Source organism: Cupriavidus sp. FW305-F7, assembly GCF_058782875.1.
Window position 1 is genome coordinate 188027 of the sequence record NZ_JBYSYC010000002.1, and the last position, 25280, is coordinate 213306.

A 25280-nucleotide genomic window follows, 5' to 3' on the forward strand; every position below is an offset into this window, starting at 1 on the left:
CGGATGCCGGCATGAGCGCTCACGATCTGCCTTCGGTGCCCGGCGGCGATTCGGCCCGGACGCCGACCCCGCCCGCGCCGCGCAAGCGGCGGCGGCTGTGGCGCGTGCTGGCCTGGCTGGCCGGCATCCTGCTGCTGCTGATGGTGGCGCTGGTGGCGGCGGGCGTGGCGGCGCTGCACACCGAGACCGGCACCCGCCACCTGTGGACGCTGGCCACGCGGCTGTCGGCCGGCATGCTCAGCGGCCGGCTGGAAGGCGGCACCGTGACGCACGGCCTGCGCCTGCGCGACGTGGTGTTCGCCAGCGGCCAGACGCGCGTGGCGGTGGACCGCGTGGATGGCAACTGGGCGCTCAACTGGCAGGCGCGGCGCCTGCACGTGCAGTGGCTACGCATCGGCAAGGCCGAAGTGAAGCTCGGACCGTCCGAGCCGAGCACCGAGCCGATGCAGAAGCCCACGTCGCTCGAACTGCCGCTGGCCATCGATGTCGATTCCCTGACGCTTGAGCGGCTGTCGCTGCTGCAAGGCACGGCGCCCACGGCCGTGCCGATGGTGTTCAGCAACCTGGCCGGCGCGCTGCACAGCGACGGCCAGCGCCACCGCGTCAGCGTGGACAAGCTGGAAACACCATACGGCAAGCTGGCGGCCAACGCCCAGCTGGGCGCACGCGCCCCGTTCGCGCTCAGCGCCGAAGCCTTGCTGGAAAGCAGCTGGCAGGATGAGGCCTTTGCCGTCAATGCCACCGCCAAGGGCAACCTGGACGCGCTGCGTGCCGAGCTGCAGGCCAGCGGCGACCGCATCCACCTGCGCGCAGGCGCCGACCTGACGCCGTTCGGCAAGGTGCCGTTCACGCACCTGCTGGTCGATGGCGATCGCATCAACCCGCGCCTGTTCAGCCCGTCGGCGCCACAGGCCAACCTGACCGTGCATGCCGAGCTGCGGCCGGTGGGCGGCGTGGCGGCGGGTGCCGGCGCGCAGGCAGCCAGTGCCGTGGCGGCATCGGCTCCCCCGGCGGCATCGGGGGTCTCCGCATCCGCTCCTGCGGCGGTGCCGGCGCCCGCACCGCTGGCGGTCGCCGGCGACATCGCGATCCACAACCTGGAAGCCGGTCCGCTGGACAAGGAGCGGCTGCCGGTCCAGTCGGTGCGCGCCCACGTCGAGCTGAGCGAGATGGCACAGGCCGTCTCGGACCTGCGCGTGGCGCTGGCCGGCAAGGCCGAGATTGCCGGCGGCGGTTCGCTGCGCGGCGGCCGTGGCGGTTTCGACCTGGATGTGCGCAGGCTGGACCCGGCCGCGCTGCATGGCTCGCTGACCAGCGCCAGCCTGTCCGGCCCGGTGGTGGTGCGGATGGAGCCGGGCCGACAAAGCGTGGCGCTGGACTTGTCGGGCGGGCCGCTCAAGCTTTTCGCCGATGCCAGCATCGATGCCGAGGCGGTCACGCTGGCCACGCTGCGCGCCGCGGTGGGGCCGGGTTTGCTGACCGCGGAAGGCAAGCTCGGCCTGAAAGACAAGCAGCCGTTCAGCTTCAAGGGCAAGCTGGCCTCGTTCGATCCCTCGCGCCTGGCCAAGGTTGCCGCCGGCCGGATCAACGCGGATTTCACCGCGACCGGCGAGATCGCGCCCGAGCTTGGCGTGGCGCTGGATTTTGCCGTGCATGAGAGCGAATACGCGGGCCTGCCGATGACCGGCGGCGGCAAGGTGCGCCTCGCAGGCGAGCGGCTCTTGCCAAGCGAGGCCTCGCTGAGCATGGCCGGCAACCAGGCCAACCTGCGCGGCAGCTTCGGCGCGCGCGGCGATGCGCTCAAGCTAGCGGTCGATGCGCCGCAGCTGGAGCGGCTCAAGTTTGGCGTGGCCGGCAAGCTCAAGCTCGACGCCACCATCACCGGCACGCTGAAGAAACCTGAAGTGGTGGCCGACTACAACGCACAGGCGCTGGAAGTGGGTCCGCACAAGGTGGCCAGCGCCAGCGGCCGCGCCGAGGTGCGCGGCGGGCTGGACGGTCCGCTCTCGGTGCAGCTGGCCGCGCGCGACTACCGCGGCCCGCAGGCCAGCCTGAGCACGCTCGATGCCACGCTCAACGGCACCCAGGCCAACCATACATTCGACGTCAAGGCGGCCGGCAGCCTGAACAAGCGGCCATTGCAGCTGGCGCTGGCGGGGCAGGGCGCGTGGAAGGGCAAGGAGGGCTGGAACGGCACCATCCGCACGCTGGAAGAGCGCAGCACCGTCAACCTGCGCCTGGCAGCGCCGACGCAACTGCTGGTGGCCGACCAGCGCGTGCGCCTGGGCGCCGCGCGCCTGCTGCTGGACCGCGCCACGCTGGCGATCGACAGCCTGGACTGGGACCACGGCCGCATCCGCAGCGCGGGCAGCCTGGACGGCCTGCAGGTGGGCCATGTACTGGAGCTGATGGAAACCATCACCGGCGAGAAGCCGCCGGTGCGCTCCGACCTGGTCATCGACGGCCGCTGGAACCTGGCGCTGGCCGAGACCGCGACCGGCTTTGCCGAACTGCGCCGGCGCAGCGGCGACCTGTCGGTCAATGCCGGCCGGGGCTTCACCACGCTCGGCCTGGGCGAGACGAGCCTGCGCGCCGAGGCCGGCGGCAACCGCATCGCGCTGCGCGGCGGCATGGTGTCGGGCCGCATCGGCAAGGTGGTGGTGGACGCCTCCGCCGGACTGGTGCAGGAGCAGGGGCTGCAGACCGTGGGCCCGGCCTCGACCCTGGGCGGCACGGTCACCGTCGACGTGCCGCGGCTGAAATCGCTTGAAGCGCTGACCGGCCCGCAGTACGCCTTCGACGGCAAACTGGCCGCGGCGATGCGCCTGGCCGGCACGGTCGGCGCGCCGCTGCTGACCGGCACCGTCGACGGCGACAATCTCGCCGTCACGCTGTATGACCTGGGCCTGCGCCTGACCGACGGCACCGTGCGCGTGGTGCTGGACCAGAACACGGTCGAGCTCAAGCACGTGGAATTCCACGGTGGCGACGGCAAGATCACGGCCACTGGCAACGTCAAGCTGGGCGAGGCCGATCCCAACCTGACCGGCAAGATCGTCGCCGACAAGCTGCAGCTGTTCGCCAGCCCCGAGCGCACGCTGGTGGTCTCGGGCGATGCCACCATCGCCAACGAGAACAAGCAGGTCGTGATCCGCGGCAAGATCCGCGTCGACCGCGGCCTGTTCGACCTGCCCAAGGCCGGTGCGCCAGTGCTGGGCGACGATGTGGTGGTGATCCGGCGCAAGGACCAGCGCGCCGTGAAGACTGCCGCCACGCCGGCGCCGGAGACCAAGCCGGCAAGCAAGTTCAGCCCGGTGATCGACCTGACCGTGGACCTGGGCAACAACTTCCGCTTCCGCGGCGCGGGCGCGGACCTGTTGCTGGCCGGCCAGATGGGCGTCAAGAGCGAACCCCTGGCACCAATGAAGGCCACCGGCACGGTGCGCGTGACCGAAGGCACCTATGAAGCCTTCGGGCGCAAGCTGGACATCGAGCGTGGCGTCATCAACTTCAACGGCCCGATCGACAACCCGAACATGAACATCCGCGCCATGCGCCGCAACCAGGAAGTGGAGGCGGGCGTGGAGGTGACCGGCACGGTGCGGCTGCCGCGCGTGCGGCTGGTGTCGGAGCCCAACGTGCCCGAAGAGGATAAGCTCTCGTGGCTGATGTTCGGCTACGGCGCGGAAAGCGCCGGTGCCGGCCAGCAGCGCCAGCTGGGTGGCGCCGCGCTGGGCGGCGCGGCGCTGGGTATGATCGGCGGCAAGGCCGGCAAGGGGATCGTGCAGCATTTCGGCATCGACGAATTTTCGATCGGGCCCAGCACCGCGGGTCTCAATGACCAGCAGGTGGTCAGCATGGGCAAGGCCATTTCCGATCGTATGTCGGTCGGCTATGAGCAGAGCCTGACATCGGCCTCGAACGTGGTGAAGCTGACCTGGCAGTTCTCGCGGCGCTGGTCGCTGATTGCCAAGGGCGGGTCCATCAACGGTTTGTCGGTCTTGTTCAACCGCCGCTTCGACAGCTGGGCGAACCTGTTCAGCGGGACCTCGGGTCGCAGCGACACCAGAAGGAGCCAGCAGGATGAGAGCCAGCCAACCAGTCCCGACAGCGCGGCACAGGCAGCCTCGGCAGCCGTCGCCGAACCCGTGCGCCGCTGACGGGCGCCCCGCCACTTTCGCGTCGCCGCGACGCCTTGCCGCCATGGGACTCTTTGCCGCTTTGCTTGCGCTGTTCGGCTGCGACCAGCAGAAGGTCGATGAAGCCATGAAGAAGGCGGGCGACACCGCCCGCAACACCTGGAACGCGATCAAGCCCGACAGCGAGTTGTTCAAGGGCATCGTCCCCGGCCAGTCCACTGAGGAAGACCTGCGGCGCCAGGCCGGCAAGCCGGAGATCGTATGGGAGGAAGCCGACGGCGGGCGCCGGCTGGAGTACCCGCGTGGCCCCGAGGGCACCACCACCTGGATGGTCACCATCGGCACCGATGGCAAGGTCGCGAAGATCGAGCAGGTGCTGTCAGCCGAGAACTTCGCACGCGTGCGCGCCGGCATGAGCAAGGACGACATCCGCCGCCTGCTCGGCAAGCCCACCAAGGTGGAGGCATTTGCCCTGAAGAAGGAAGAGGTGTGGGGCTACCGCTGGATGGAAACCTCCACCGACAAGGCCTTTTTCAATGTGCATTTCAACAGCGACGGCACCGTCACCACGACCTCGCGCAGCGACGATCCGTCGAAGATGCAGGGCGGCTGACCCGTGCCCAGGCCCTCAGTGGAGCAGGTGGCAGGCGGCCACGTGCACCGGCGCGGCTGAGCCGGCGGCCGGGTCCAGCCGCAGCATGCGGGGGATCTCGGTGGCGCAGGCCGGCACCGCCCGCGGGCAGCGCGGATGGAACTTGCAGCCCGCCGGCGGGTTCAGCGCCGAGCCGATATCGCCCAGGATCAGCCCTTCGGCCGGCTGGTGGTCAGGGTCGGGACGCGGCGCCGAGCCCAGCAGTGCCTGCGTGTAGGGGTGGCGCGGGGCGCTGAACACCGCGGCGCTGGGCCCGCTTTCGGCCATATTGCCCAGGTACATCACGCCCACGGCCGAGCTGAAATGTTCCACCAGCGCCAGGTCATGGGCGATCACCACATAGGCCAGGCCGAAGCTGCGCTGGATATCCGACAGCAGGTTGACGATCTGCGCCCGGATCGAGACATCCAGCGCCGAGGTGGGCTCGTCCAGCACGATCAGCCGCGGCTGCAGCGCCAGCGCGCGCGCCACGGCAATGCGCTGGCGCTGGCCGCCGCTGAACTCGTGCGGATAGAGGTCAAGCGCGCCGGGCGGCAGGCCGACGATCTCCAGCAGCTCCAGCAGCCGCCGGCGCAGCGCGGCGCGGTCGCCGCCCTGGCCGTGCGCAAGCAGCGGCTCGGCCAGCAGCATGCTGACCTTCAGGCGCGGATTGAGTGACGAGGACGGATCCTGGAACACCGCCTGCACCTGGCGCCGGTAGCCCAGCACGCCCTTGCGGTCCAGCGCCAGCACGTCCTGGCCGTCGAAGCGGATGGTGCCCGCGCTGGGGCGCTCAAGCAGCAGCAGCTGCCTGGCGATGGTGGTCTTGCCGCAGCCGGACTCGCCCACCAGCGCATAGGTCTGCCCGGCATCCACGGCAAAACTGACGCCGTCGACGGCGCGCACCGTGCCGCCGCCGCGCGCGGGGAAATGCTTCTTTAGGTTTTCGACTTCGAGCAGCATGGCTGCCTCCTGGGTTCTTAGCCGGCCGACGCCAGCCAGCAACTGACCTTGTGGCCGGATTCAAGTTCGATCTCGGGGGGATAGGCGTCATCGCACAGCGGCTTGCGGTGTGGGCAGCGCGCCGCGAAGCGGCAGCCGTGCGGCGGGTCGATCAGGCTGGGCGGGCTGCCCTGGATGGCGTACAGGCGCTCGCGCTTTTCGCCGAAGTGGGGGATGGCCTGGAGCAGGGCCTGCGTGTAGGGATGGGCGGGGCGCTGGTACAGCGTGCGCACGTCGCCGGTCTCGACAATGCGTCCGGCGTACATCACCGCCACCCGGTGGCAGATGCTGGCCGCCACGCCCAGGTCGTGCGTGATCAGGATGATGCCGACACCGGTCTGCGCCTGGATCTTGCGGAACAGCGCCATGATCTGCACCTGGATGGTCACGTCCAGTGCCGAGGTGGGCTCGTCCGCCACCAGCAGGCGCGGCGCGCTGGCAATGGCCATGCCGGCTACCACGCGCTGGCGCATGCCGCCGCTGAACTGGTGCGGATAGTCGTCCAGCCGCGTCTCGGGCGAGGGGATGCGCACGCTGTCCAGCACCTGCACCACCTGGCGGCGTCGCGCCTCGCGGCTGTCGGCGCGGCCGTGGTAGCGCAGCGGCGCGCCGACCTGGTCGCCCACCGTGAAGACCGGGTTCAGCGAGGTCAGCGGATCCTGCGAGATCATCGCGATCTTGCGGCCGCGGTACTGCGTGCTCATGGTCTTTTCGGGCAGCTGCAGCAGGTCCACGCCATCGAGCAACACCTTGCCGCCGAGTTGCACGCCGCCCTGGCGCGGCAGCAGGCGCAGGATCGACAGGATAGTCATGGACTTGCCGGAACCGGATTCGCCCACCACGCCCAGGGTCTCGCCCTCATGCACGTGCAGGTCGACGCCGTCCACGGCGCGCACCGTGCCGCGGCGCAGTTCGAGGTGCGTGGTCAGGCCCTGTACCGACAGCATGGGCGCGCCGCGTAGGGAATTCTGGGCAGCTGGCGTTGGCGACGGGCGTTGCGTCACGTGCGGGTCGGGGCCGGTCATAGCTGCCTCCTTTTCGGGTCGAAGTGGTCGCGCAGCCAGTCGCCCAGCAGGTTGGACGCCAGGCAGGTGGCCATGATGGCCAGTCCGGGCATGGTGATGGCCCACCACGCGTTGGTGATGTAGTTGCGCGCATCGGCTAGCATCAGCCCCCACGACACATCGGGTTGCTGGATGCCCAGGCCGAGAAAGCTTAGCGAGGCCTCGAAGATGATCACCTGGCCAACCTGCAGCGTGGCCAGCACCAGCAGGGTGTTGAGCAGGTTGGGCAGCAGGTGGCGGCGGAAGATGGTGAGCGTGCCGCAGCCGGCCACGCGCGCCAGCGCCACGTAGTCGCGCTGCTTGAGCGACATCACCTCGCCGCGCACGATGCGCGCGTACCAGGTCCAGTAGGTCACCACGATCACCAGCACCACGGTGTTGAAGCCCGGGCCCAGCACCGCGGCCAGCACCAGCGCCAGCGCCAGCGCGGGGATCGACATCTGGATATCGACCAGCCGCATGATGAGCGCGTCCAGGCGCCCGCCGAAGTAGCCGGCCAGCATGCCGGCGGCGGTGCCGATGCCGCCCGAGATCAGGATGGCGTACAGCGCGACCACCAGCGAGATGCGCGTGCCGGCCATGATGCGCGAGAGCAGGTCGCGCCCCATGTTGTCGGTGCCCAGCGGATAGGCCCAGCTGCCGCCCGCCAGCCAGGCCGGTGGCTGGAAGGCCAGGCCGAGGTCGAGGCCATTGGGGTCGTGCGGCAGCAGCGCCTCGCCGCCGACGGCGCAGACCAGCAGCACCGGGAAGATTACCAGCGCAAACCAGGGCAGGCCACTCAGGTCACGCCGCTGGCGCTTGCGGGCCGGCGCCGCCGGGGCGCTGGCAGGAGGAACGGCGATCTCAGGCATGGCGGATCCTCGGGTCGATCAGGCCGTAGCTCAGGTCGACCATCAGGTTGGACAGCACGAACAGCACGGAGGTGAGCATCACGCCCGCCTGCACCACGGGAAAGTCGCGCGCGAACACGGCCTCGACCACGGTGCGGCCGACGCCTGGCCAGGCGAAGATGACTTCGACCACGAAGGCGCCGCCCAGCATCGCCGCGAAGTACACGCCGAGGATGGTCACCAGCGGAATGGCCGCGTTGCGCAGCGCGTACTTCCAGATCAGCACGCGCTCGGGCAGGCCCATGGCGCGGCCCATGCGGATGTAGTCGCTGTCGAGCACATCCAGCATGGCCGAGCGCACCACGCGGGTCTGCGCCGCCACCGGATACCAGCCCAGCGCAATCGCGGGCAGCACCAGGCTGTTCCACGAATCGCGCCCGAACGCCGGCAGCCAGTTCAGCTGCACCGCGAAGAACAGGATCAGCAGCAGCCCGACCCAGAAGTTGGGCATGGCCTGTCCAAGCATGGCGAAGACCTTGGCAAAGCGGTCGAACCAGGAGCCGCGGTAGACCGCCGATAGCACGCCGAACGGCACCGCCATCGCAATCGAGAAGCCCAGCGCGGCCAGCGCCAGTTCCACCGTGGCCGGCAGCCGCTCCAGGATCAGCCCCAGTGCCGGTTCCTGCCAGCGGTAGGAGTTGCCGAAGTCGCCGGTGACGGCATGGCCGAGGAAGACCAGGTACTGCGCCACCAGGGGCTGGTCCAGGCCGAGATGGCGGCGCGTTGCCTCGATCACCTGCGGCGGCGCGTCGGCCGGCAACAACAGGGCAAGCGGGTCGCCGGACAGGCGCGAGATCAGGAAGATGATCACGCTCGCGCCAAGGATGCTGATCAGGCCGTGCAGCAGGCGTTTTGCAATAGGCATGACAGGCTCCGTCGGAGAATTGTCAGCGGGAATGCCGCGCCCGGCTCGGGCGCCGGGCGCGGCGGCGGATCACTGCTTCCAGCTGACTTCCTGGAATGAGCGCCAGTAGTCGCGGATGGGCCAGGGCACGTAGTTGATCTTGTTGTCGCGCCAGGCAAAGGTCACCAGCGGCCGGTAGGTCGGCAGGCCGCCCAGCACGCGCTCCTGCTTGAGCCGCGCGATCTGGCGCAGCAGCGCGGTGCGCGCCGCGGGGTCCATGGTCTGGCGCTGCTTCTCCAGCAGCGCGTCGACCTCGGGGTCGCTGGTGTAGGAATAGGTGCCCCAGCCGCCGCCGCCCTGGTAGCTGTGCAAATGGCCGGACCAGGCCAGTCCCGGGTCGCCGGGCAGCCCCTGCGACCACATCCAGCTCAGCACGCCGTCCATCTCCGGCGGGCCCGAGCGGCCGCGCTTGCCCAGGCTGATCCAGGCCCCGTACTCTAGGTTGCGCACCTGGCAGCGGATGCCCACGGAACTCAGGTAGGCATACATGGCTTCGCCCACTTCCTTCACGCCCGGTTCGCGCGGCGTGGTGAGGTTGTAGCAGGGGGTCTCGAAGCCATTGGGATAGCCCGCCTGCCTGAGCAGCTCGCGCGCACGCTTCTGGTCGAAGGCGTAGGGCTTGAGCTCGGGGTCGTAGCCATTCGACTCCTTGCCCACCTGCGCATAGCGCTCGCCCTGGCCGAACAGCACGCGCTTGATGATGGCGTCGACATCGATGGCGTGCGCGGCCGCCTGCCGCACGCGCACATCGTTGAACGGCGACTTCGGCATCTGCGTGTTGAAATTGAGGAAGAGGTTGTTGCCGCTCACCAGCGTGACGGTCTTCACCCCCGGCATCTTCTTGAATTCCTCGACCATCGACGGCGGCACGTTGTCGATGAAATCGACCTTGCCGGTCTTGAAGGCCGCCACCCGGGTCAGGTCCTCCGGGATCACCTTGATGGTCAGGTCCTTGATGCCCGGGCGCTTTTCCTTGTTCCAGTAGCCGTCGAAGGCTTCCAGCTTCAGCTCGTCCTTGACCGTGCGCGAGACAAACTTCCACGGCCCGGTGCCGACCGGCTTGCGGGCGAACTCTTCTTCGCCGACCTTCTGGATGTACTTCTTGGGCATGGCCCACAGCTGCATGTTGCCGACGATGAACTGCGCATCCGGCTCCTTGAAATGCAGCTTGAAGCGGTGCGCATCCACGATCTCGAAACGCTCGATTGACGAGACATAGTGCGAGAAGAAGCTGCTCTTGGGGTCGCGCTGGCGTTGCCAGGAGAACTCGAGGTCCTCGGACGTCAGCGGGTCGCCGTTGTGGAAGCGCACGCCCTTGCGCAGCTGCACGTCGAGCACGGGCTTGCCGTCCTTGCCGTTTTCCAGCTTCCAGTTCTCCGCCAGCCAGTTCTCGTCCTTGAGCGCGGCATTGCGGCGCACCAGCATCTCGAAGATCTGGCCGACAAAGTAGTGGTCGACGCCGGCCGAGATCTTGACCGGGTCGAGCGTGGTCGATTCCGCGCCGAAGGCGACGGTGAGGCTGCCGGTGGCCGGTGCGGCCGGTGCGGCGTGAGCCGCGGGGATGGCGGCGGCCAGCATGCCGGCCAGCAGGCGGCGCCGGGCGGCGCCGGTCAACTTCACTTGCATGGTGCTCCTCCTGTTGCGCCGTCTCGTGGCGGCGCTGTTGGTGAGAACAACGGATGCGCTCAGCGCGGGAAGCTGCCTTCCAGCTGGCGTACCACCTCCAGCAGGCGCGGGCGCACCTCGTCGAGCAGGAATGACGGGGACAGGCGGAACGACGGTCCGCCCACGTTGATGGCCATGGGCGGCATGCCATGGCCGGGCTCGAAGCCGCGCGCAATGCCGTTGACGTCCGGCTGCCAGTCGCCCATCGAGCAGGTCACGCCCAGGGTGAGGTGGTCCGCCAGGCCCTGCTCGATGCCCTGGCGCAGGCGCGGCCACGCCATGTCGTCGACGTCGCGCACCTGTTCCATGAAGGCCTGGCGCTCCTGGTCCGGCACCACCGCCAGCCAGGCGCGGCCGATGGCCGAGGTGGCGACGGGAATGCGCGAGCCGGTATCGAGCGTCAGCGCAATCGCTGCGCAGCTGCGGCAGTGCTCGACATAGATCATCGAGAAGCGGTCGCGCGTGCCCAGCGACACCGTGCCGCCGGAAAAGTCGGCCAGCTCCTGCATCAGCGGTCGCGCCACCTTGCGGATGTCCAGCCGCGACAGCATGGCGCTGCCCAGCCGCAGGCAGGCCGTGCCCAGGCTGTACTTGTGGCTGCCTTCGGCCTGCGCCAGGTAGCCCAGCCGCGTCAGGGTGGAGGTCAGGCGCGATACCGTCGACTTGGGCAGCCCGCAGCGCCGGGCGATTTCCTGGTTGCCCAGCACGCGGTCGCTGGTGCGGAAGCAGGCCAGCACTTCCAGCCCGCGCGCCAGCGCGGTGACGAAGTGGCGGTCTTCTTTGAAGGCATTGCCGGTGGATCGGTCCTGCATAACCGTTGGCTCCCTCGTTGTGCCGTTGCATGCCAGCCGCGCTTGTTCGACGCGCAGGCGTGCGGGACGCGCGCGCGGCGTCCTCGTCCGGTACGGCGGTACTACCCGACAGCGGTCCCGTTCAGCCGCCGGCCTCGGTATCCAGCAAGGCCTGCAGCTCGACCTTGCGCACCTTGCCGGTGGCGGTCAGCGGGAACTCGGGCAGGATGCGGATCTCGGGCACCTTGTAGACCGCCATCTGCTCGCGGCACCATGCATGCAGCGTGTCGGCAGTGATGCCGTCGGCATGCTCGGGGCGCAGGCGGATAAAGGCCACCGGGACCTGGCCCTTGTCCGGGTCGGGGCGGCCCACCACGGCCGAGCCCAGCACCGCCGGATGGCGTGACAGCAGCACCTCCAGCTCGGACGGGAACACGCTCATGCCGCGCACCTTGAGCATCTCCTTGCGTCGTCCCAGGAAATGCAGGTAGCCCGCCTCGTCATAGGCGCCGATATCGCCGGTGCGGAACCAGCCGTCGCGGAACACCTGAGCATCCACGTCGGGGCGGCCCCAGTAGCCCTTGAACAGCGACGGCGTGCTGACCACGATCTCGCCTTCCTCGCCGACCGGCAGCACCGCGCCGGTGTCGAAGTCGCAGATCTTGATGCGCGTGCCCGGCACCGGCAGGCCGACAAACACCGGGCGGCCGCGCAGGTCCATATCGTCGTCCTGCATGCCGGTGGTGAAGGTGTCGCTGGTATGGGTCTCGGTCATGCCCCAGGCGCCTTCGGCAATGATGCTGCCGGTCAGCGCGTGCCAGCGCTGGCGGATGTCGGGGGTGATCTTGCGGATGAACGAGGCGGCGCGCGTGTGCTGCAGCGAACGCAGGTCGTAGCGGCCGCATTCGGGGTGGTTCATCAGCTCGACCGCGTTGTCCACCACCACGAAGGTGCGGTTGACACGATAGCGCTCGATCGCGGCCATCACCGCGACCGGGTCCCAGCGCGCCAGCAGCACCACCGTCGCGCCGCTGAAGATCGGGTAGATCAGCCCGAGGTTCTCGCCCGCGATCCAGAACATCGGCAGGAAGTTCAGCATCACGTCGCCGGAGCCTTCTGCCAGCCGTTCCGCATCGACACCGCCGGTGAGCGCGTAGGAAGCCGCCGCGGTGTAGACCATGTCGCGCTGCGTGTGCATGCAGCCCTTGGGCAGGCCGGTGGTGCCGCCGGTGTAGTTCAGTGCGGCCAGCGTGTCCATGTCGGCCGGGGGTTGTGCGACCGGCTCGGTGTCGCGCAGCGCCTGCAGCAGGTCGATGGCGCCTTCCACGGCCAGCGGGGGCGCGTCGAGGCCCGCTGGCAGCGGCAGGTCCGGCTGTGCCGGCAGCATCGCGCCGGCACTGGTGGTGTAGACAGTATGCAGCAGCGTCTGCGCGCGCACTGACATCAGCAGCGGCGCCAGCTGGTCCTGCACGATGACGGTGGTGGCGCCGGCATCGTTCAGCTCATAGACCAGCTCCTGTTCCTTGAAGAGCGGGTTGACCGGCACATACACCGCGCCCAGCTTCAGGATGCCGTAGAAGACCACGTGGAACTGCGGGCAGTTGCCCATCATCACCGCCACCCGGTCGCCCGCGCCCACGCCGCGGCCCTTGAGCAGCGCGGCGCAGCGCTCGGACAGGTCGTCGAGCTCGGCGTAGGTCACGGTGGTGCCGTACCAGACCAGCGCGGGGTGGTCCGGGCGCTTGCGCGCCCACGCGCGCAGATAGTCGCCCAGCGGGGCCTCGCCATGGGGGTAGACCGGTGCGTCGGGCAGGCCGGCGGGCCAGATCTTGCGATGCCGGGCTTCCAGGTCCTCGAAGAACGCCTGTTCGTTCATCTGCTGTCTCCTGTTGCTTTCGCTCTGGTTCTGTCTGCCGCCGTGCCTACCAGGCGTCGACGAAGGTGCGTACCGGACGATGGGGATTGGCGGCGCCGGCCTCGAGCCCGCTGACCACCCACTGGCGGGTGGCGGCGGGGTCGATCACGGCGTCGAGTTCCAGTGCCGCCGCGGCGTTGATGGCATGGCCGCGCTCGTACATCTGCGCCACCAGCTGCTGGTACAGCGCATCGCGCTGCGGACCGGCCGGCAGCGCTTCCAGCTCCTTGCGGAAACCCAGCCGCACCGCGCCCTCGAGGCCCATGCCGCCGAATTCGCCGGTCGGCCACGAGACCGTGAAGGTCGGCGCGCGGAAGCCGCCCGCGGCCATCGCCATTGCGCCCAGGCCGTAGCCCTTGCGAAGCACTACCGCCAGGAACGGCACGCGCAGCTTGGCGCCGGCGACGAACATGCGCGACACATGGCGCACCTGGGCGCGGGCCTCGACCTCCGGGCCCACCATGAAGCCCGGGGTGTCGATCAGCGACACGATCGGCAGCCCGTGCGCATTGCACACCTGCATGAAGCGGGCGGCCTTGTCGGCGGCATCGGCATCGATGGCGCCGCCGAGGTGGCGCGGGTTGTTGGCGAGAATGCCCACGGACCGGCCTTCGATGCGCGCCAGTGCGGTGTGGATGCCGGTGCCAAAACCTGCGCGCAGTTCCAGCACGCTGCCCGCGTCGGCCAGGCCGGCGATGGCGGCGCGCGTGTCGTAGACGCGCAGGCGGTTCTCTGGCACCACCTGGCGCAGCGCCAGCGCGTCAGGCGCCTGCCAGTCGTCGACGCGGCCCTGGAACATCGACAGGTAATGCCTGGCCGCGGCCACGGCGTCGGCCTCATCGTCGACCAGCAGGTCAACCACGCCGTTGTGGTACTGCACCGTGGCCGGGCCGATATCCTCGGGGCGGAACACGCCCAGGCCGCCGCCTTCGATCATGGCGGGGCCGGCCATGCCGATATTGGCGTTGCGCGTGGCGATGATCAGGTCGCAACAGCCCAGCAGCGCGGCATTGCCGGCAAAGCAGCGCCCGGAGGCGATGCCCACCACCGGCACTTCGCCGCTCAACTCGGCGAAGGCGGCGAACGACGGCTGGTACAGGCCGGCCACGGTGGGGAAGTCGATGTCGCCCGGGCGGCCGCCGCCGCCTTCGGCAAAGATCACCGTCGGCAGCCGGTTCCGCAGGGCCACCTCCAGGATGCGGTCGGTCTTGATATGGTTGCGCTTGCCTTGGGTGCCGGCCAGCACTGTGGCGTCGTAGGCCAGCACCGCGCAGCGCGCGCACTCCGGTGCGAACAGGCTGCCGTTGACGGCGCCGGTGCCGGTGATCAGGCCGTCGGCAGGGGTGTTGGCGATCAGGTCGGCCTCGCTGCGCCGGCTGGCCTGTGCCGCCAGCGCCAGGCCGCCGTATTCGCGGAAGCTGCCGGCATCACACAGGTCGTCGACGTTCTCGCGCGCGGTGCGCTGGCCGCGCGCATGGCGGCGTGCCACCGCCTCGGGGCGGGCCGCGTCGTACAGGAAGGCATGGCGGTCGAGCACGCGCTGCAGGTCGGCGCGGATCGCCGCCGGGTCGGCGTGCTCGGCTTCGCCATCGGCATGGGCGCCGGCGTCGGCCGGCTCCAGCACCAGCATGACCTGGCCCTCGGCCACCTGCTCACCTGAGGCGGTGCGCAGGTCGATCACGCGGCCCGCGTGCTCGGCCACGATGGCATGTTCCATCTTCATCGCATCGAGCACGGCCACGGTCTGGCCGGCCTTGACCAGGTCGTTCTCGCGCGCCAGTTCGATCACGCGTCCGTTCATCGGCGCGCGCACCGCGCACAGGCCCTCGCCCAGTTGCTCCTCGAAGCTTGCCGTGCTGGAAGGTGCCGCCACCTTGGGGGCGCTGCCTCCTGCCAGGGCATGTCGCGCCGCGTCTTGCGCAGCAATCTGCGCGGCGCGTTCCAGCAGGGCGGGCAGCGCGGCTTCCATATAGCGCGTATGCACGTGCTGGCTGGCAAAGTCCTCGCGCTCGGCCAGCGCCCGCAGCAGGTTGAGGTTGGTGGCGATGCCGCCGATATTGAATTCCCCCAGCGCGCGCTGCAGGCGCCGCACTGCGTCAGCGAAGTTGTCGCTGGCTGAGGTGACGATCAGCTTGGCCAGCAGCGTGTCGTAGTGCGCGGACGGTGCATAGCCGGTATAGCCGTGGGTGTCCACGCGCACGTCCGGACCGGTGGGCGGATCGAAACGCTCCAGCCGCCCCTGTGCCGGCCGTGCCAGTCCTTGCGCGTCGGTGGCCTCGGCATTCACGCGCACCTGGATGGCATAGCCGCGCACGCGCGGCGGGTGTTGCGGGTCCAGCCCCAGCTCTGCCAGGCGCCGGCCTTCGGCCAGCCCCAGCTGCACGGCCACCAGGTCCACGCCGGTGACCTGCTCGGTGACGGTGTGCTCGACCTGCAGGCGCGGATTGGCTTCGATAAAGACAAAGGGCAAGGCCACGCCATCGCGGCGCGCGCCGTCCTCGGGCTCTTCGACCAGGAATTCAAACGTGCCCAGGCTGTGGTAGCGCGCTTCGCGCGCGAGCGTGCAGGCGGCATCGACAATGCGCTGGCGCAGCGCCGGATCGAGCGCCGGGCTGGGCGCGATCTCGATCACTTTCTGGAAACGGCGTTGCAGCGTGCAGTCACGCTCGCCCAGTGCGATCACGTGGTGGCCGTCGCCGGCGATCTGCACTTCGATATGGCGCGCGCGGGCCACCAGCCGCTCGGCGTAGATGGCATCGATGCCGAAGGCCGAGCGCGCTTCGGAGCGGCAGCGCGCATAGGCTTCGGGCAGGGCGTCGCGCTCGCGCACCACGCGCATGCCGCGCCCGCCGCCGCCGCCCACCGCCTTGAGCACCACGCCGGCGCCGTCCTGCTCGTCGAAGAAGGCGGTCACTGCATCGAGCGTGGCGCCGCCCGCAGTGGCGGGCATCACCGGTATGCCGCAGCGTGCGGCCAGCGCCAGCGCGCGGCCCTTGTCGCCGAACAGGGCCAGCTGCTCGGGCTCGGGGCCGACAAAGACGATCTGCGCGGCTGCGCAAGCGCTAGCAAAGTCCGCGCGCTCGCTGAGAAAGCCATAGCCAGGGTGGATGGCGTCGCAGCCGGTGGCGCGCGCTGCGGCGATGATGGCGGGAATGTCGAGATAGGCGGCGGCCCCCTGGCCCTGCAGCGCGACAGCTTCGTCGGCCAGCAGGCGGTGCCGGCTGGCATCGTCGTCGGTGGCATAGACGGCCACGGTGGCGATGCCAAGGTCTCGTGCGGCGCGCTGCACGCGCAACGCGATCTCGCCACGATTGGCGATCAGGAGCTTCTTCACAAATGTCCCCTTCCATGCGAAGCGGCATCGCGCAAGCAGCGTTGCGTGGCCGGCTTCTGTTTTTTGGTTTGTGATTCTGCGAGGTGGAATCTACGCGGCTCGTCCAGGGGTCACAAGCGCGATGCGCCGGAACCATGTATGACATGCCGCGCGTGCATAGCGCGCGAGCGAGGGGGAGGGGAAGTGCTGCCCGTTCTGTTCTGCATTGCAGAATCTCGGGCGCTGTGGCGGGTTGATCCAAAGGCCTGGCTGGCCTTGGGTCGCTACCGATGGGACGCGCGGAACATGGTGTTGCCGCGGATTTGCCGCCCTCTCCCGCGAGCGGGAGAGGGGAACGGCGATGCGTGCTCTGCTTCAGCCGATGCGCATGCCCGGCACCGCGCCCTCGTGCGGTTCCAGGATATACAGGCCCGGCGCGGCCTTCTCATCCGCGGCCGATGCCGCTAGCACCATGCCTTCGGACACGCCGAACTTCATCTTACGCGGGGCCAGGTTGGCCACCACCACGGTCAGCTTGCCGACCAGCTGCTCCGGCGTGTAGGCCGACTGGATGCCGGAGAACACGTTGCGGGTGCGGCCTTCGCCCAGGTCCAGCGTCAGCTGCAGCAGCTTGTTCGAACCTTCCACCTTCTGGCATTCGACAATCTTGGCGACGCGCAGGTCCACCTTGGCGAAGTCGTCGATGGTGATGGTGTCGGCGATCGGCTCGATTGCCGCGCCTGCGGCGGCCGGCGCCGCGGTTGCCTGCAGCGATTCGCGGTTGGCAGCCAGCAGCGCATCGACCTGCTTGGCATCGACGCGCGTCATCAGGTGCTGGTAGGCCTGCACCGGGCTGGCAGCCGACAGCTGCTTGTCGATGGCACGCCAGTCCAGCGGCTCGACGTTCAGGAAGCGTTCCACGCCGGCAGCCACGTTCGGCACCACCGGCTTCAGGTACACCGTCAGCAGGCGGAAGGCTTCCAGCGAGACCGAGCACGCCGCATGCAGCGCCGCGCGCTTGTTTTCGTCCTTGGCCAGTTCCCACGGCTTCTCGGTGTCGACGAAGGCGTTGACCGTGTCGGTCAGCTCCATCACCAGGCGCAACGCCTTGCTGTACTCGCGGGCTTCATAGAGGTGGGCGACCTGCGGGGCGGCCTGGCGCAGCTGCTCGAGCAGCGGGTGGGCCAGCGCGGCTTCATCGACTTTGCCTTCGAAGCGCTTGACCAGGAAGCCCGCGGCGCGACTGGCGATATTGACGTACTTGCCGATCAGGTCGCTGTTCACGCGCGCAATGAAGTCATCGAGGTTCAGGTCGAGGTCTTCCATGCTCGCGTTGAGCTTGGCGGCGAAGTAGTAGCGCAGCCATTCCGGGTTCATGCCGGTGTCGACATAGCTCTGCGCGGTGATGAAGGTGCCGCGCGACTTGCTCATCTTGGCGCCGTCCACGGTCAGGAAGCCGTGGGCAAACACATTGGTCGGGGTGCGGTAGCCCGAGAAGCGCAGCATCGCCGGCCAGAACAGCGTGTGGAAGTACAGGATGTCCTTGCCGATGAAGTGGTACTGCTCGGCGGTGGAATGCGGGCCGACCCAGGCGTCGAAGTCGATGCCTTGCTTCGCGGCCAGGTTCTGGAAGCTGGCGTAGTAGCCAATCGGGGCGTCCAGCCACACGTAGAAGTACTTGCCGGGCGCGCCGGGGATCTCGAAGCCGAAGTAGGGCGCATCGCGCGAGATGTCCCAGTCGGACAGGGTCGAGGCCTCGCCTTCGGCGCCCAGCCATTCCTGCATCTTGTTGGCGGCTTCGGGCTGGGCCAGGTCGGCCACCCATTCGCGCAGGAAGGTCTCGCAGCGCGGATCGGACAGCTTGAAGAAGTAATGGGCCGACGACTTGCGCACCGGCGTGGCGCCGGACACCACCGAATATGGGTTCTTCAGGTCGGTCGGCACGTAGGTGGTGCCGCAGACCTCGCAGGAGTCGCCGTACTGGTCCTTGGCGCCGCACTTCGGGCACTCGCCCTTGATGAAGCGGTCCGGCAGGAACATGTTCTTGACCGGGTCGAAGAACTGCTCGACCTCGCGCTCGGCGATCAGGTCCTCGGCCTTCAGGGCCAGGTAGATCTTCTCGCACAGTTCGCGGTTTTCTTCCGCGTCGGTGCTGTAGTAGTTGTCAAACGACACCAGGAAGCTGTCGAAGTCGCGCTTGTGCTCGGTCCAGACGCGGTCGATCAGTGCCTTGGGTGTGATGCCTTCCTTCTCGGCGCGCAGCATGACCGGCGTGCCGTGGGTGTCGTCGGCGCCGACGTAGTAGACCTCGTTGCCCATCATGCGCTGGAAACGCACCCAGATATCGGTCTGGATGTATTCCACCAGGTGGCCGATATGGATCTGGCCGTTGGCATAAGGCAGGGCGGATGTGACGAGGATGCGACGTGCGGTCATAAACAGGAGCCGGTCAGGAGCGGGGAAATATCAGGGGGACGGCGCCAGCCAGGAGGGAAGGGCGCGTGCCGGGAAGGGGCTATTTTAGCAACTGGCCAGCGCCTGCGCGCCGGTTCCGCATGGCGGAATGGCGAAACCCACGGATCCCTTCGGCCAAAAAAAAGCGCCGGTCAGAGCCGGCGCAGCTTTCCACAACGGAAAAGGAGGAGAAATCAGGTACCGCCCGGGAGGTCAGCCACCCATCGCGAGCCAGCAACGGTGGCAAGCGGCACCTGTTTCTATGACTAGGTCATCCTTGAATTGGTTTCAAAAAAATTTCGACGCGGCGATTTTGTGCCCGTCCGGCCTCACTGCCGTTGTCCGCAACCGGCTGGGATTGCCCGCGCCCTTCGGCGGTCAGGCGATTGCGTGCGACGCCGCGATCACCCAGGTAGCCGGCCACGCTCTGGGCGCGGCGCTGCGACAGCTGCATGTTGTAGTTGGGGTTGCCGGTGCTGTCGGTATGGCCCACCACGCTGGCGCTCACGTCCTGGTGCTGGCCCAGGGTCTGCGCGACCTGGTCGAGCACCGAGCGGAACGACGGCTTGATCGTGGCGCTGTCGGTATCGAAAGTCACCTGGCTGGGGATGTTGACCTTCAGCGTGCCATCCGGCTGCTCGGTGATCTGGGTGCCCGTGCCCGCGGTGTCCTTGCTCAGCTTGCCGCGGATGGCGTTCCAGTTGTAGCCGGTTGCGCCGCCGATGGCACCGCCCACCGCCGCGCCCACCAGCGTGCCGGTGGTATTGCCGCCGATCAGGTTGCCAAGCCCGGCGCCGACCGCGGCGCCCACGCCGGTGCCGACTGCCGTATGGGTCTGCTGTTCAGTGGCGCAACCAGCGGCCAGCAGCGTGGCAGCGGCGAGCGAGACGGTAACGAGCTTGATCTTCATGCTTTCTCCTTCTGATGTTCCCGTAAATGTTCTTGGTACCGCATCGCGATGGTAACGCCAAGGCTAGCGGCAGGTAACCTTTTGTACGCGTCGGGCCCGGCCGGTCCTGGCACCGGCTGCGGTGCCGACGTACCGGACCGTCCAACCGCACTACAATATGGATATGGCGGCGCGCGCACAAGTGCAAGCTTGTGAGATTTGTAAATGTCTGTAATCCCACACCCCATGCAGGGTATTGCGCGTGGATTTCCGGCCTTCATGGCCGGTGCTGCATACTTTGATACATTAGGCGCAGGCCACCATGCGCCAGTCCCCCAATCATCGAAGCGGAGTATGTCTTGAGCATCAGCACTGAGCAGGTCACCGAAGCCCTGCGCACCGTCATCGATCCCAATACGGGCAAGGATCTGGTGTCCACCCGATCGGCCAGGAATATCCGTGTCGACGGCGGCGATGTCTCGCTGGAAGTCGAACTCGGCTACCCCGCGAAGAGCCAGTTTGATCCGATCCGCAAGCTGGTGGTTGCTGCCGTGCGGCAAGTGCCGGGCGTGAGCAATGTCAGCGTGGCCGTCACCATGAAGATTGTCGCGCACGCGGTGCAGCGCGGGGTCAAGCTGCTGCCGGGCGTGAAGAATGTGATCGCGGTGGCGTCGGGCAAGGGCGGTGTGGGCAAGTCCACCACGGCCGTGAACCTGGCGCTGGCGTTGGCGGCAGAAGGCGCGCGCGTCGGCATGCTCGACGCAGACATCTACGGCCCGAGCCTGCCGATGATGCTGGGCATCGACGGCCGCCCGGAATCCGCCGACGGCCAGACCATGGAGCCGCTGGAAGGCCACGGCCTGCAGGCCAACTCGATCGGCTTCCTGATCGAGCAGGACAACCCGATGGTATGGCGCGGCCCGATGGTGACCTCGGCGCTGGAGCAATTGCTGCGCCAGACCAACTGGCACGACCTGGACTACCTGATCGTCGACATGCCGCCGGGCACCGGCGACGTCCAGCTGACGCTGTCGCAGAAAGTGCCGGTCACCGGCGCGGTGATCGTCACCACGCCGCAGGACATCGCGCTGCTGGACGCCAAGAAGGGCCTGAAGATGTTCGAGAAGGTGGGCATCCCTATCCTGGGCATCGTCGAGAACATGGCGGTCTACTGCTGCCCGAACTGCGGCCACGTCGAGCATATCTTCGGACACGGCGGCGGCGAGAAGATGTGCGCCGACTACGGCGTGGACCTGCTCGGCAGCCTGCCGCTGAACCTGCAGATCCGCGAGCAGGCCGACTCCGGCCGTCCGACCGTGGTGGCCGAGCCCGACAGCCCGGTGGCCGAGATGTACCGCGCCATCGCGCGCAAGGTGGCGATCAAGGTCGCCGACAAGGCGCGCGACATGACCAGCAAGTTCCCGAGTATCGTGGTGCAAAACACCTGAGGGCGCGGCGCGCCGCGCGCAGCAACCATGGACAGCCAGCCTACCCCAGACCTGCCGGCACCCGGAGCCCGCCCCGCCGTCACCATGGCGGTGGTGATGCGCAAGGTCGCGCTGGCCAACCGCTGGCAGCCGTGGAAGTGGGAGCTGGACGCGGTGCTGCCGGATCTTGGCGAGTTCGGCACGCACCCCGTGTGCCTGGAGCATGACGCCCACGGCGCGCACTGGCTGTACCCGGGCTTTGAGGTGACGCTGTTCCGCGACCAGGGCGAAGGCTATTACCTGAACCTGACCTCGACCACGCCGTGCTGGTTCGTGCTGTGGCGCATGCCGGAGGATGACGGCGATGGCGAAGAAGCCCATCCGGTGCCGATGACCGTGACGCTGTCGTACAACGAGGCTGGCCGCTGGCTCGATGCCGGCGAGACCGTCGAGAACGTGCCGCTGGCGCCCGAGCAGCGCGAGTGGCTGCAGGCCTATGTCGACGAGCACTACCGGCCCGAGCCCAAGCAGCGGCGCCGGCCCGAATCCTTCAAGGCGCCGGAAGACCGCGCCCGCTACTGATCCTGACGACCTGAGCTTGCCCTGCCGATGAGCGATTCGTCCTTCCTGTCGCGCTGGTCGCGCCGCAAGGCCGCGGTGCGGGAGGGCATGCCCGTGCCGGCCGAACCGGCACCGCCGGCAGTTGTTGCCGACGCCGTCCCCGTGGCCACCGGAGCCGCGCCCGAAGGTCCGCAGGTACCGGCCCCGACGCTGGAGGACGTGGCGGCGCTGCGCCCCGGCGACGAGATCGCCCGGTTCGTGGCCCGCGGCGTGGATGAATCGGTCAAGCGCGCGGCGCTGAAGACACTGTTCGCCGATCCGCACTTCAATGTGATGGACGGGCTCGACATCTATATCGACGACTACAGCAAGCCCGACCCGATCCCGCCGGAGATCCTGCGCCAGCTGCGCCAGGCCGAGACGCTGGGCCTGTTCGAGCCGACCGACGAGGAACGCGCGGCGGCACAGGCCGCGGCCGCTGCCGCGGGGCCTGTGGATGTACCGCCGGCGACGCCCGCCGAGTTCGCCGAACCCGGCGAGAGCGCCGACACTACGGACATACCCGCACCAGTCGAAACGCCGCAGCAAACGGTAAGTCAAAGCGCAGAACAGGGCCCGCAAGACCCGCATAAATGCGCGTAGCCCCGCAGGTGCAGCGCAGCCTACAATAGGCATCCCCACAATCCGCCGGCCCGCAGACCCCTCGCCAAGAAGGACGTCCGGACCGGTCAGCCGCATTCGCCATGCCGACGCTGATCTGCAACTGCAACGACACCATGCCGCTTGACGGGGCGGCATTGTCCGAAGCAACCAAGGACGCCAACCAGGGCCCCTTGAAGGTCCATCACCTGCTGTGCCGGCGCGAGATCGGCGACTTCACCGCCGCGCTCGACGGCACCGACGACGTCATCGTCGCCTGCACGCAGGAACGCCAGCTATTTACTGAAGTTGCAGCGCAAGCCGCGCAGGGCAGCGATGGCCGCCCGGTGGTGACCGCGCCGGTGCGCTTCGTCAATATCCGCGAGACCGGCGGCTGGTCACAGGGCGCCCGGCGCGACCCGAAGACCGCCAATGCCAAGATCGCCGCGCTGCTGGCCGTGGCAGCGCTGCCGGAGCCCGACCCGGTGCCGGTGGTGGATTACCGTTCCGACGGCGCGGTGCTGGTGCTGGGCCCGGCCCAGCGGGCGCTGCCGTGGGCTGAGCGGCTGGCCGCGATGCAGCTGGAGGTCACGGTGCTGCTGACCGGCAGCGACAGGCGTGAAGGCGTCGCGGCGCAGCCGGCGGCGCGCGCTTATCCGGTCCACAGCGGCCGGTTGGCCTCGCTGACGGGCTGGCTCGGCGCATTCGAGGCCAGCTGGGAGACTGGCGCAGGCCGCAGCAACCCGATCGACCTGGACCTGTGCACCCGCTGCAACGCCTGCATCGACGCCTGTCCCGAAGACGCGATCGATTTCAGCTACCAGATCGACCTGTCGCGCTGCCGCTCGCACCGTGCTTGCGTGCGCGCCTGCGGCGCCGCCGCGGCGATCGACTTCGACCGCCCGCAGGGCACTGTGCAGGGGCGCTTCGACCTGGTCTTCGACCTGTGCGACACGCCCGCCTTCACCATGCACCAGCCGCCGCAGGGCTACCTGCACGCCGGCGCCGATGCCTCGCACCAGCAGGCCCAGGCGCTGATGCTGGCGGGGCTGGTGGGCGAGTTCGAGAAGCCGAAATTCTTCCGCTACAAGGAAAACCTGTGCGCGCATGGCCGCAACCAGACCACCGGCTGCACCGCCTGCATCGACATCTGCTCGACCGAGGCCATCGGCTCGCGCTGGCATGACGGCAAGGGACGCATCGAGGTCACGCCCAACCTGTGCATGGGCTGCGGTGCCTGCACTACCGTGTGCCCGAGCGGGGCCATCAGCTATGGCTACCCGGGGCCGGAGGTGACGGGCGCGCGCCTGAGGACGCTGCTGTCAGCGTACCGCCAGGCCGGCGCGCGCGATCCGGTGGTGCTGCTGCACGGCGAGGAATACGGCACGCCCGCGCTGCTGGCACTGGGCCGTTCCGCTCGTGGCGGCAAGGCCAAGGGCGTGCCCGCCAATGTGATGCCGTTGTCGCTGTTCCACCCGGCCTCGGCGGGGCTGGAGCTATGGCTCGCCGCGCTGTGCTGGGGCGCCAGCCGCGTAGCGGTGCTGCTGACCGGCGACGAGGCACCGCAGTACCGCACCGCGCTGCTGGAGCAGATCGCGGTCGGGCGCGCCATGCTGGCGGGCCTGGGTTATGACGGCGAGGTGCTGTCGCTGGTCGAGGCCGCCGATACCCTGGCGCTGGATGCCGGCCTGGCGGCGCTGCGCCCTGGCCGCAACGCATTGCCGCCGGCGCCGTTCGGCCCCGTCGCGGCCAAGCGCGAGATGCTGGACTTTGTGCTGGACCACCTAGCGCGGCACGCGCCAGTGTCCGCGCAAAGCGTGCCGCTGCCGGCCGGCGCGCCGATCGGCGCGATCGCGGTGGATACGGGCAAGTGCACCATGTGCATGGCCTGCGTCGGCGCGTGTCCGTCGCAGGCGCTGCGCGACAACCCCGAGCGCCCGGTACTCAGCTTTATCGAGCGCAACTGCGTGCAGTGCGGGCTGTGCGAGAAGACTTGCCCGGAAGACGCCATCAGCCTGGTGCCGCGCCTGCTGGCCGGCGACGCGGCGCGCCGCCCGGTGACCCTCAACGAGACCCAGCCGTTCCATTGCGTCCGCTGCGCCAAGCCGTTCGGCACGGCGCAGATGGTGGAGTCGATGCTGGTGCGCCTGGCCGGCCATCCGGCCTTTGCTGGCGCCGCGGCCGAGCGCCTGAAGATGTGCCCTGACTGCCGCGTCATCGACATGATAGAGCGCGACACGGGAACCGCCACCGGCGCCACGCTGCGCTGACGGCGGCCGGCCACCCAGGACAAATCATCACGACATGACAGATTTCCAGCCGATCCAGCTCACCGCCGCGCCGCCGGCCGACGATGCCGAGGACACCGCCCGCGCCGACCTCTATGGCCTGCTCGCCACGCTGTTCTACCACGCGCCCGATGCCGCGCTGCTGCACCACATCGCCGCCAACCGCGCCGTGGGCGAGGACGCGAACACCGTGCTGGGCAAGGCATGGAACGCGTTGTGCGATGCAGCATCTGAGACCACCGCGGCCGAGGCCGAGGAGGAGTACCGGCAGCTGTTCGTGGGCGTGGGCCGCCAGGATGTATTCCTGTACGGCTCCTTCTACATGACCGGCTTCCTGAACGAGCGCCCGCTGGTGGCGCTGCGCGAAGACCTGGCCCGCTACGGCCTGGAGCGCCATGAAGATGTCAGCGAGACCGAGGACCATATCGCCACGCTGTGCGAGGTGATGCGATTCCTGGTGGCGGGCGACGACCTGTCGGTGTCCAACCTGGGCGAGCAGCAGCGTTTCTATGCGCAGCACCTGCAGCCCTGGGTGGAGCGATTGTGCGATGCAGTGACGACGCACCCGCAGGCGCGCTTCTATCGCGGCGTGGCCGGCTTGCTGGGCGCGTTTACCGGCGTGGAGGCTGTGGCGCTCGAGATGCATTGAGCGGGCATTGAATATCGGCGCGCTTCGAGGCTTCTTTAGCGCCGCGGGCCCATGGCAGC

At 68.7% G+C, this 25280-nt stretch carries 17 protein-coding genes; 7 read left to right on the plus strand and 10 right to left on the minus strand.

The genetic code is table 11. The features are described 5' to 3' along the window. The first annotated feature begins 11 nt into the window (after nt 1–11). Both AC3WL8_RS02670 and bamE read left to right on the plus strand, forming a co-directional pair. Nucleotides 12–4160 carry a translocation/assembly module TamB domain-containing protein gene (locus AC3WL8_RS02670; protein ID WP_492377827.1) on the plus strand — a complete coding sequence of 1383 codons (4149 nt, stop codon included), beginning with the start codon at nt 12–14 and terminating at the stop codon, nt 4158–4160. Between the two features lie 43 nt (nt 4161–4203). Further along, nucleotides 4204–4752 carry an outer membrane protein assembly factor BamE domain-containing protein gene (bamE, locus tag AC3WL8_RS02675; protein WP_492377828.1) on the plus strand — a complete coding sequence of 183 codons (549 nt, stop codon included), beginning with the start codon at nt 4204–4206 and terminating at the stop codon, nt 4750–4752. Nucleotides 4753–4767: 15 nt separating this feature from the next. Here bamE and AC3WL8_RS02680 read toward each other — a convergent pair whose 3' ends face one another. From AC3WL8_RS02680 to AC3WL8_RS02725, 10 genes are all read right to left on the minus strand, one after another. Next, a complete protein-coding gene (locus AC3WL8_RS02680; protein WP_013957789.1) occupies nt 4768–5733 on the minus strand; it encodes an ABC transporter ATP-binding protein in 966 nt (321 codons plus the stop codon). Nucleotides 5734–5750: 17 nt separating this feature from the next. Beyond that, nucleotides 5751–6797 (minus strand): ABC transporter ATP-binding protein, encoded by a 1047-nt coding sequence (locus AC3WL8_RS02685; protein ID WP_013957788.1) that lies wholly within the window; start codon nt 6795–6797, stop codon nt 5751–5753. Next, complete coding sequence (locus AC3WL8_RS02690; RefSeq protein ID WP_013957787.1) at nt 6794–7687, minus strand: ABC transporter permease; 894 nt, start codon at nt 7685–7687, stop codon at nt 6794–6796. Before AC3WL8_RS02690 ends, AC3WL8_RS02685 begins: the two co-directional genes overlap by 4 nt. Continuing rightward, nucleotides 7680–8591 (minus strand): ABC transporter permease, encoded by a 912-nt coding sequence (locus AC3WL8_RS02695; RefSeq protein ID WP_013957786.1) that lies wholly within the window; start codon nt 8589–8591, stop codon nt 7680–7682. The genes AC3WL8_RS02690 and AC3WL8_RS02695 overlap by 8 nt, the downstream gene beginning before the upstream one ends. Nucleotides 8592–8660: 69 nt before the next feature. Next, nucleotides 8661–10256 (minus strand): ABC transporter substrate-binding protein, encoded by a 1596-nt coding sequence (locus AC3WL8_RS02700; protein WP_492377829.1) that lies wholly within the window; start codon nt 10254–10256, stop codon nt 8661–8663. Nucleotides 10257–10315: 59 nt separating this feature from the next. Beyond that, nucleotides 10316–11107 (minus strand): IclR family transcriptional regulator, encoded by a 792-nt coding sequence (locus AC3WL8_RS02705; RefSeq protein WP_013957784.1) that lies wholly within the window; start codon nt 11105–11107, stop codon nt 10316–10318. A gap of 121 nt (nt 11108–11228) precedes the next feature. After that, nucleotides 11229–12962 (minus strand): AMP-binding protein, encoded by a 1734-nt coding sequence (locus AC3WL8_RS02710; RefSeq protein WP_492377830.1) that lies wholly within the window; start codon nt 12960–12962, stop codon nt 11229–11231. Nucleotides 12963–13008: 46 nt separating this feature from the next. Next, nucleotides 13009–16335 (minus strand): acetyl-CoA carboxylase family protein, encoded by a 3327-nt coding sequence (locus AC3WL8_RS02715; RefSeq protein ID WP_492377831.1) that lies wholly within the window; start codon nt 16333–16335, stop codon nt 13009–13011. Between the two features lie 354 nt (nt 16336–16689). Beyond that, complete coding sequence (gene metG / locus AC3WL8_RS02720) at nt 16690–18750, minus strand: methionine--tRNA ligase (protein ID WP_153953796.1); 2061 nt, start codon at nt 18748–18750, stop codon at nt 16690–16692. Between the two features lie 289 nt (nt 18751–19039). Next, nucleotides 19040–19678, minus strand: a complete 639-nt coding sequence (locus tag AC3WL8_RS02725) for a YiaD family glycine zipper/OmpA-like lipoprotein (RefSeq protein WP_013957780.1) — start codon at nt 19676–19678, stop codon at nt 19040–19042. 338 nt (nt 19679–20016) lie between these two features. Here AC3WL8_RS02725 and apbC point away from each other — a divergent pair, with 338 nt between their 5' ends. The 5 genes from apbC (at nt 20017) to AC3WL8_RS02750 (ending at nt 25221) form a co-directional block, all read left to right on the plus strand. Then, a complete protein-coding gene (apbC, locus tag AC3WL8_RS02730) occupies nt 20017–21105 on the plus strand; it encodes an iron-sulfur cluster carrier protein ApbC (RefSeq protein WP_013957778.1) in 1089 nt (362 codons plus the stop codon). A 27-nt stretch (nt 21106–21132) separates the two neighbouring features. Next, entirely contained in the window at nt 21133–21666 is a 534-nt protein-coding gene (locus AC3WL8_RS02735; RefSeq protein ID WP_035816578.1) for a DUF3305 domain-containing protein, read from the plus strand. Between the two features lie 27 nt (nt 21667–21693). Then, nucleotides 21694–22287: a DUF3306 domain-containing protein gene (locus AC3WL8_RS02740; protein WP_035816579.1), complete on the plus strand. Its 594-nt coding sequence runs from the start codon at nt 21694–21696 to the stop codon at nt 22285–22287. A 101-nt stretch (nt 22288–22388) separates the two neighbouring features. Beyond that, nucleotides 22389–24554 (plus strand): 4Fe-4S binding protein, encoded by a 2166-nt coding sequence (locus AC3WL8_RS02745; protein ID WP_492377832.1) that lies wholly within the window; start codon nt 22389–22391, stop codon nt 24552–24554. A gap of 34 nt (nt 24555–24588) precedes the next feature. Beyond that, entirely contained in the window at nt 24589–25221 is a 633-nt protein-coding gene (locus tag AC3WL8_RS02750; RefSeq protein WP_013957774.1) for a TorD/DmsD family molecular chaperone, read from the plus strand. The last annotated feature ends 59 nt before the right edge of the window (nt 25222–25280 follow it).

What these genes read in the sequence shown, in the direction of transcription:
- AC3WL8_RS02670 (WP_492377827.1), top strand. Translation starts at nt 12, where the DNA reads ATGAGCGCTCACGATCTGCCTTCGGTGCCCGGCGGCGATTCGGCCCGG.
- bamE (WP_492377828.1), top strand. Translation starts at nt 4,204, where the DNA reads ATGGGACTCTTTGCCGCTTTGCTTGCGCTGTTCGGCTGCGACCAGCAG.
- AC3WL8_RS02680 (WP_013957789.1), bottom strand. Translation starts at nt 5,733, where the DNA reads ATGCTGCTCGAAGTCGAAAACCTAAAGAAGCATTTCCCCGCGCGCGGC.
- AC3WL8_RS02685 (WP_013957788.1), bottom strand. Translation starts at nt 6,797, where the DNA reads ATGACCGGCCCCGACCCGCACGTGACGCAACGCCCGTCGCCAACGCCA.
- AC3WL8_RS02690 (WP_013957787.1), bottom strand. Translation starts at nt 7,687, where the DNA reads ATGCCTGAGATCGCCGTTCCTCCTGCCAGCGCCCCGGCGGCGCCGGCC.
- AC3WL8_RS02695 (WP_013957786.1), bottom strand. Translation starts at nt 8,591, where the DNA reads ATGCCTATTGCAAAACGCCTGCTGCACGGCCTGATCAGCATCCTTGGC.
- AC3WL8_RS02700 (WP_492377829.1), bottom strand. Translation starts at nt 10,256, where the DNA reads ATGCAAGTGAAGTTGACCGGCGCCGCCCGGCGCCGCCTGCTGGCCGGC.
- AC3WL8_RS02705 (WP_013957784.1), bottom strand. Translation starts at nt 11,107, where the DNA reads ATGCAGGACCGATCCACCGGCAATGCCTTCAAAGAAGACCGCCACTTC.
- AC3WL8_RS02710 (WP_492377830.1), bottom strand. Translation starts at nt 12,962, where the DNA reads ATGAACGAACAGGCGTTCTTCGAGGACCTGGAAGCCCGGCATCGCAAG.
- metG (WP_153953796.1), bottom strand. Translation starts at nt 18,750, where the DNA reads ATGACCGCACGTCGCATCCTCGTCACATCCGCCCTGCCTTATGCCAAC.
- AC3WL8_RS02725 (WP_013957780.1), bottom strand. Translation starts at nt 19,678, where the DNA reads ATGAAGATCAAGCTCGTTACCGTCTCGCTCGCCGCTGCCACGCTGCTG.
- AC3WL8_RS02735 (WP_035816578.1), top strand. Translation starts at nt 21,133, where the DNA reads ATGGACAGCCAGCCTACCCCAGACCTGCCGGCACCCGGAGCCCGCCCC.
- AC3WL8_RS02740 (WP_035816579.1), top strand. Translation starts at nt 21,694, where the DNA reads ATGAGCGATTCGTCCTTCCTGTCGCGCTGGTCGCGCCGCAAGGCCGCG.
- AC3WL8_RS02745 (WP_492377832.1), top strand. Translation starts at nt 22,389, where the DNA reads ATGCCGACGCTGATCTGCAACTGCAACGACACCATGCCGCTTGACGGG.
- AC3WL8_RS02750 (WP_013957774.1), top strand. Translation starts at nt 24,589, where the DNA reads ATGACAGATTTCCAGCCGATCCAGCTCACCGCCGCGCCGCCGGCCGAC.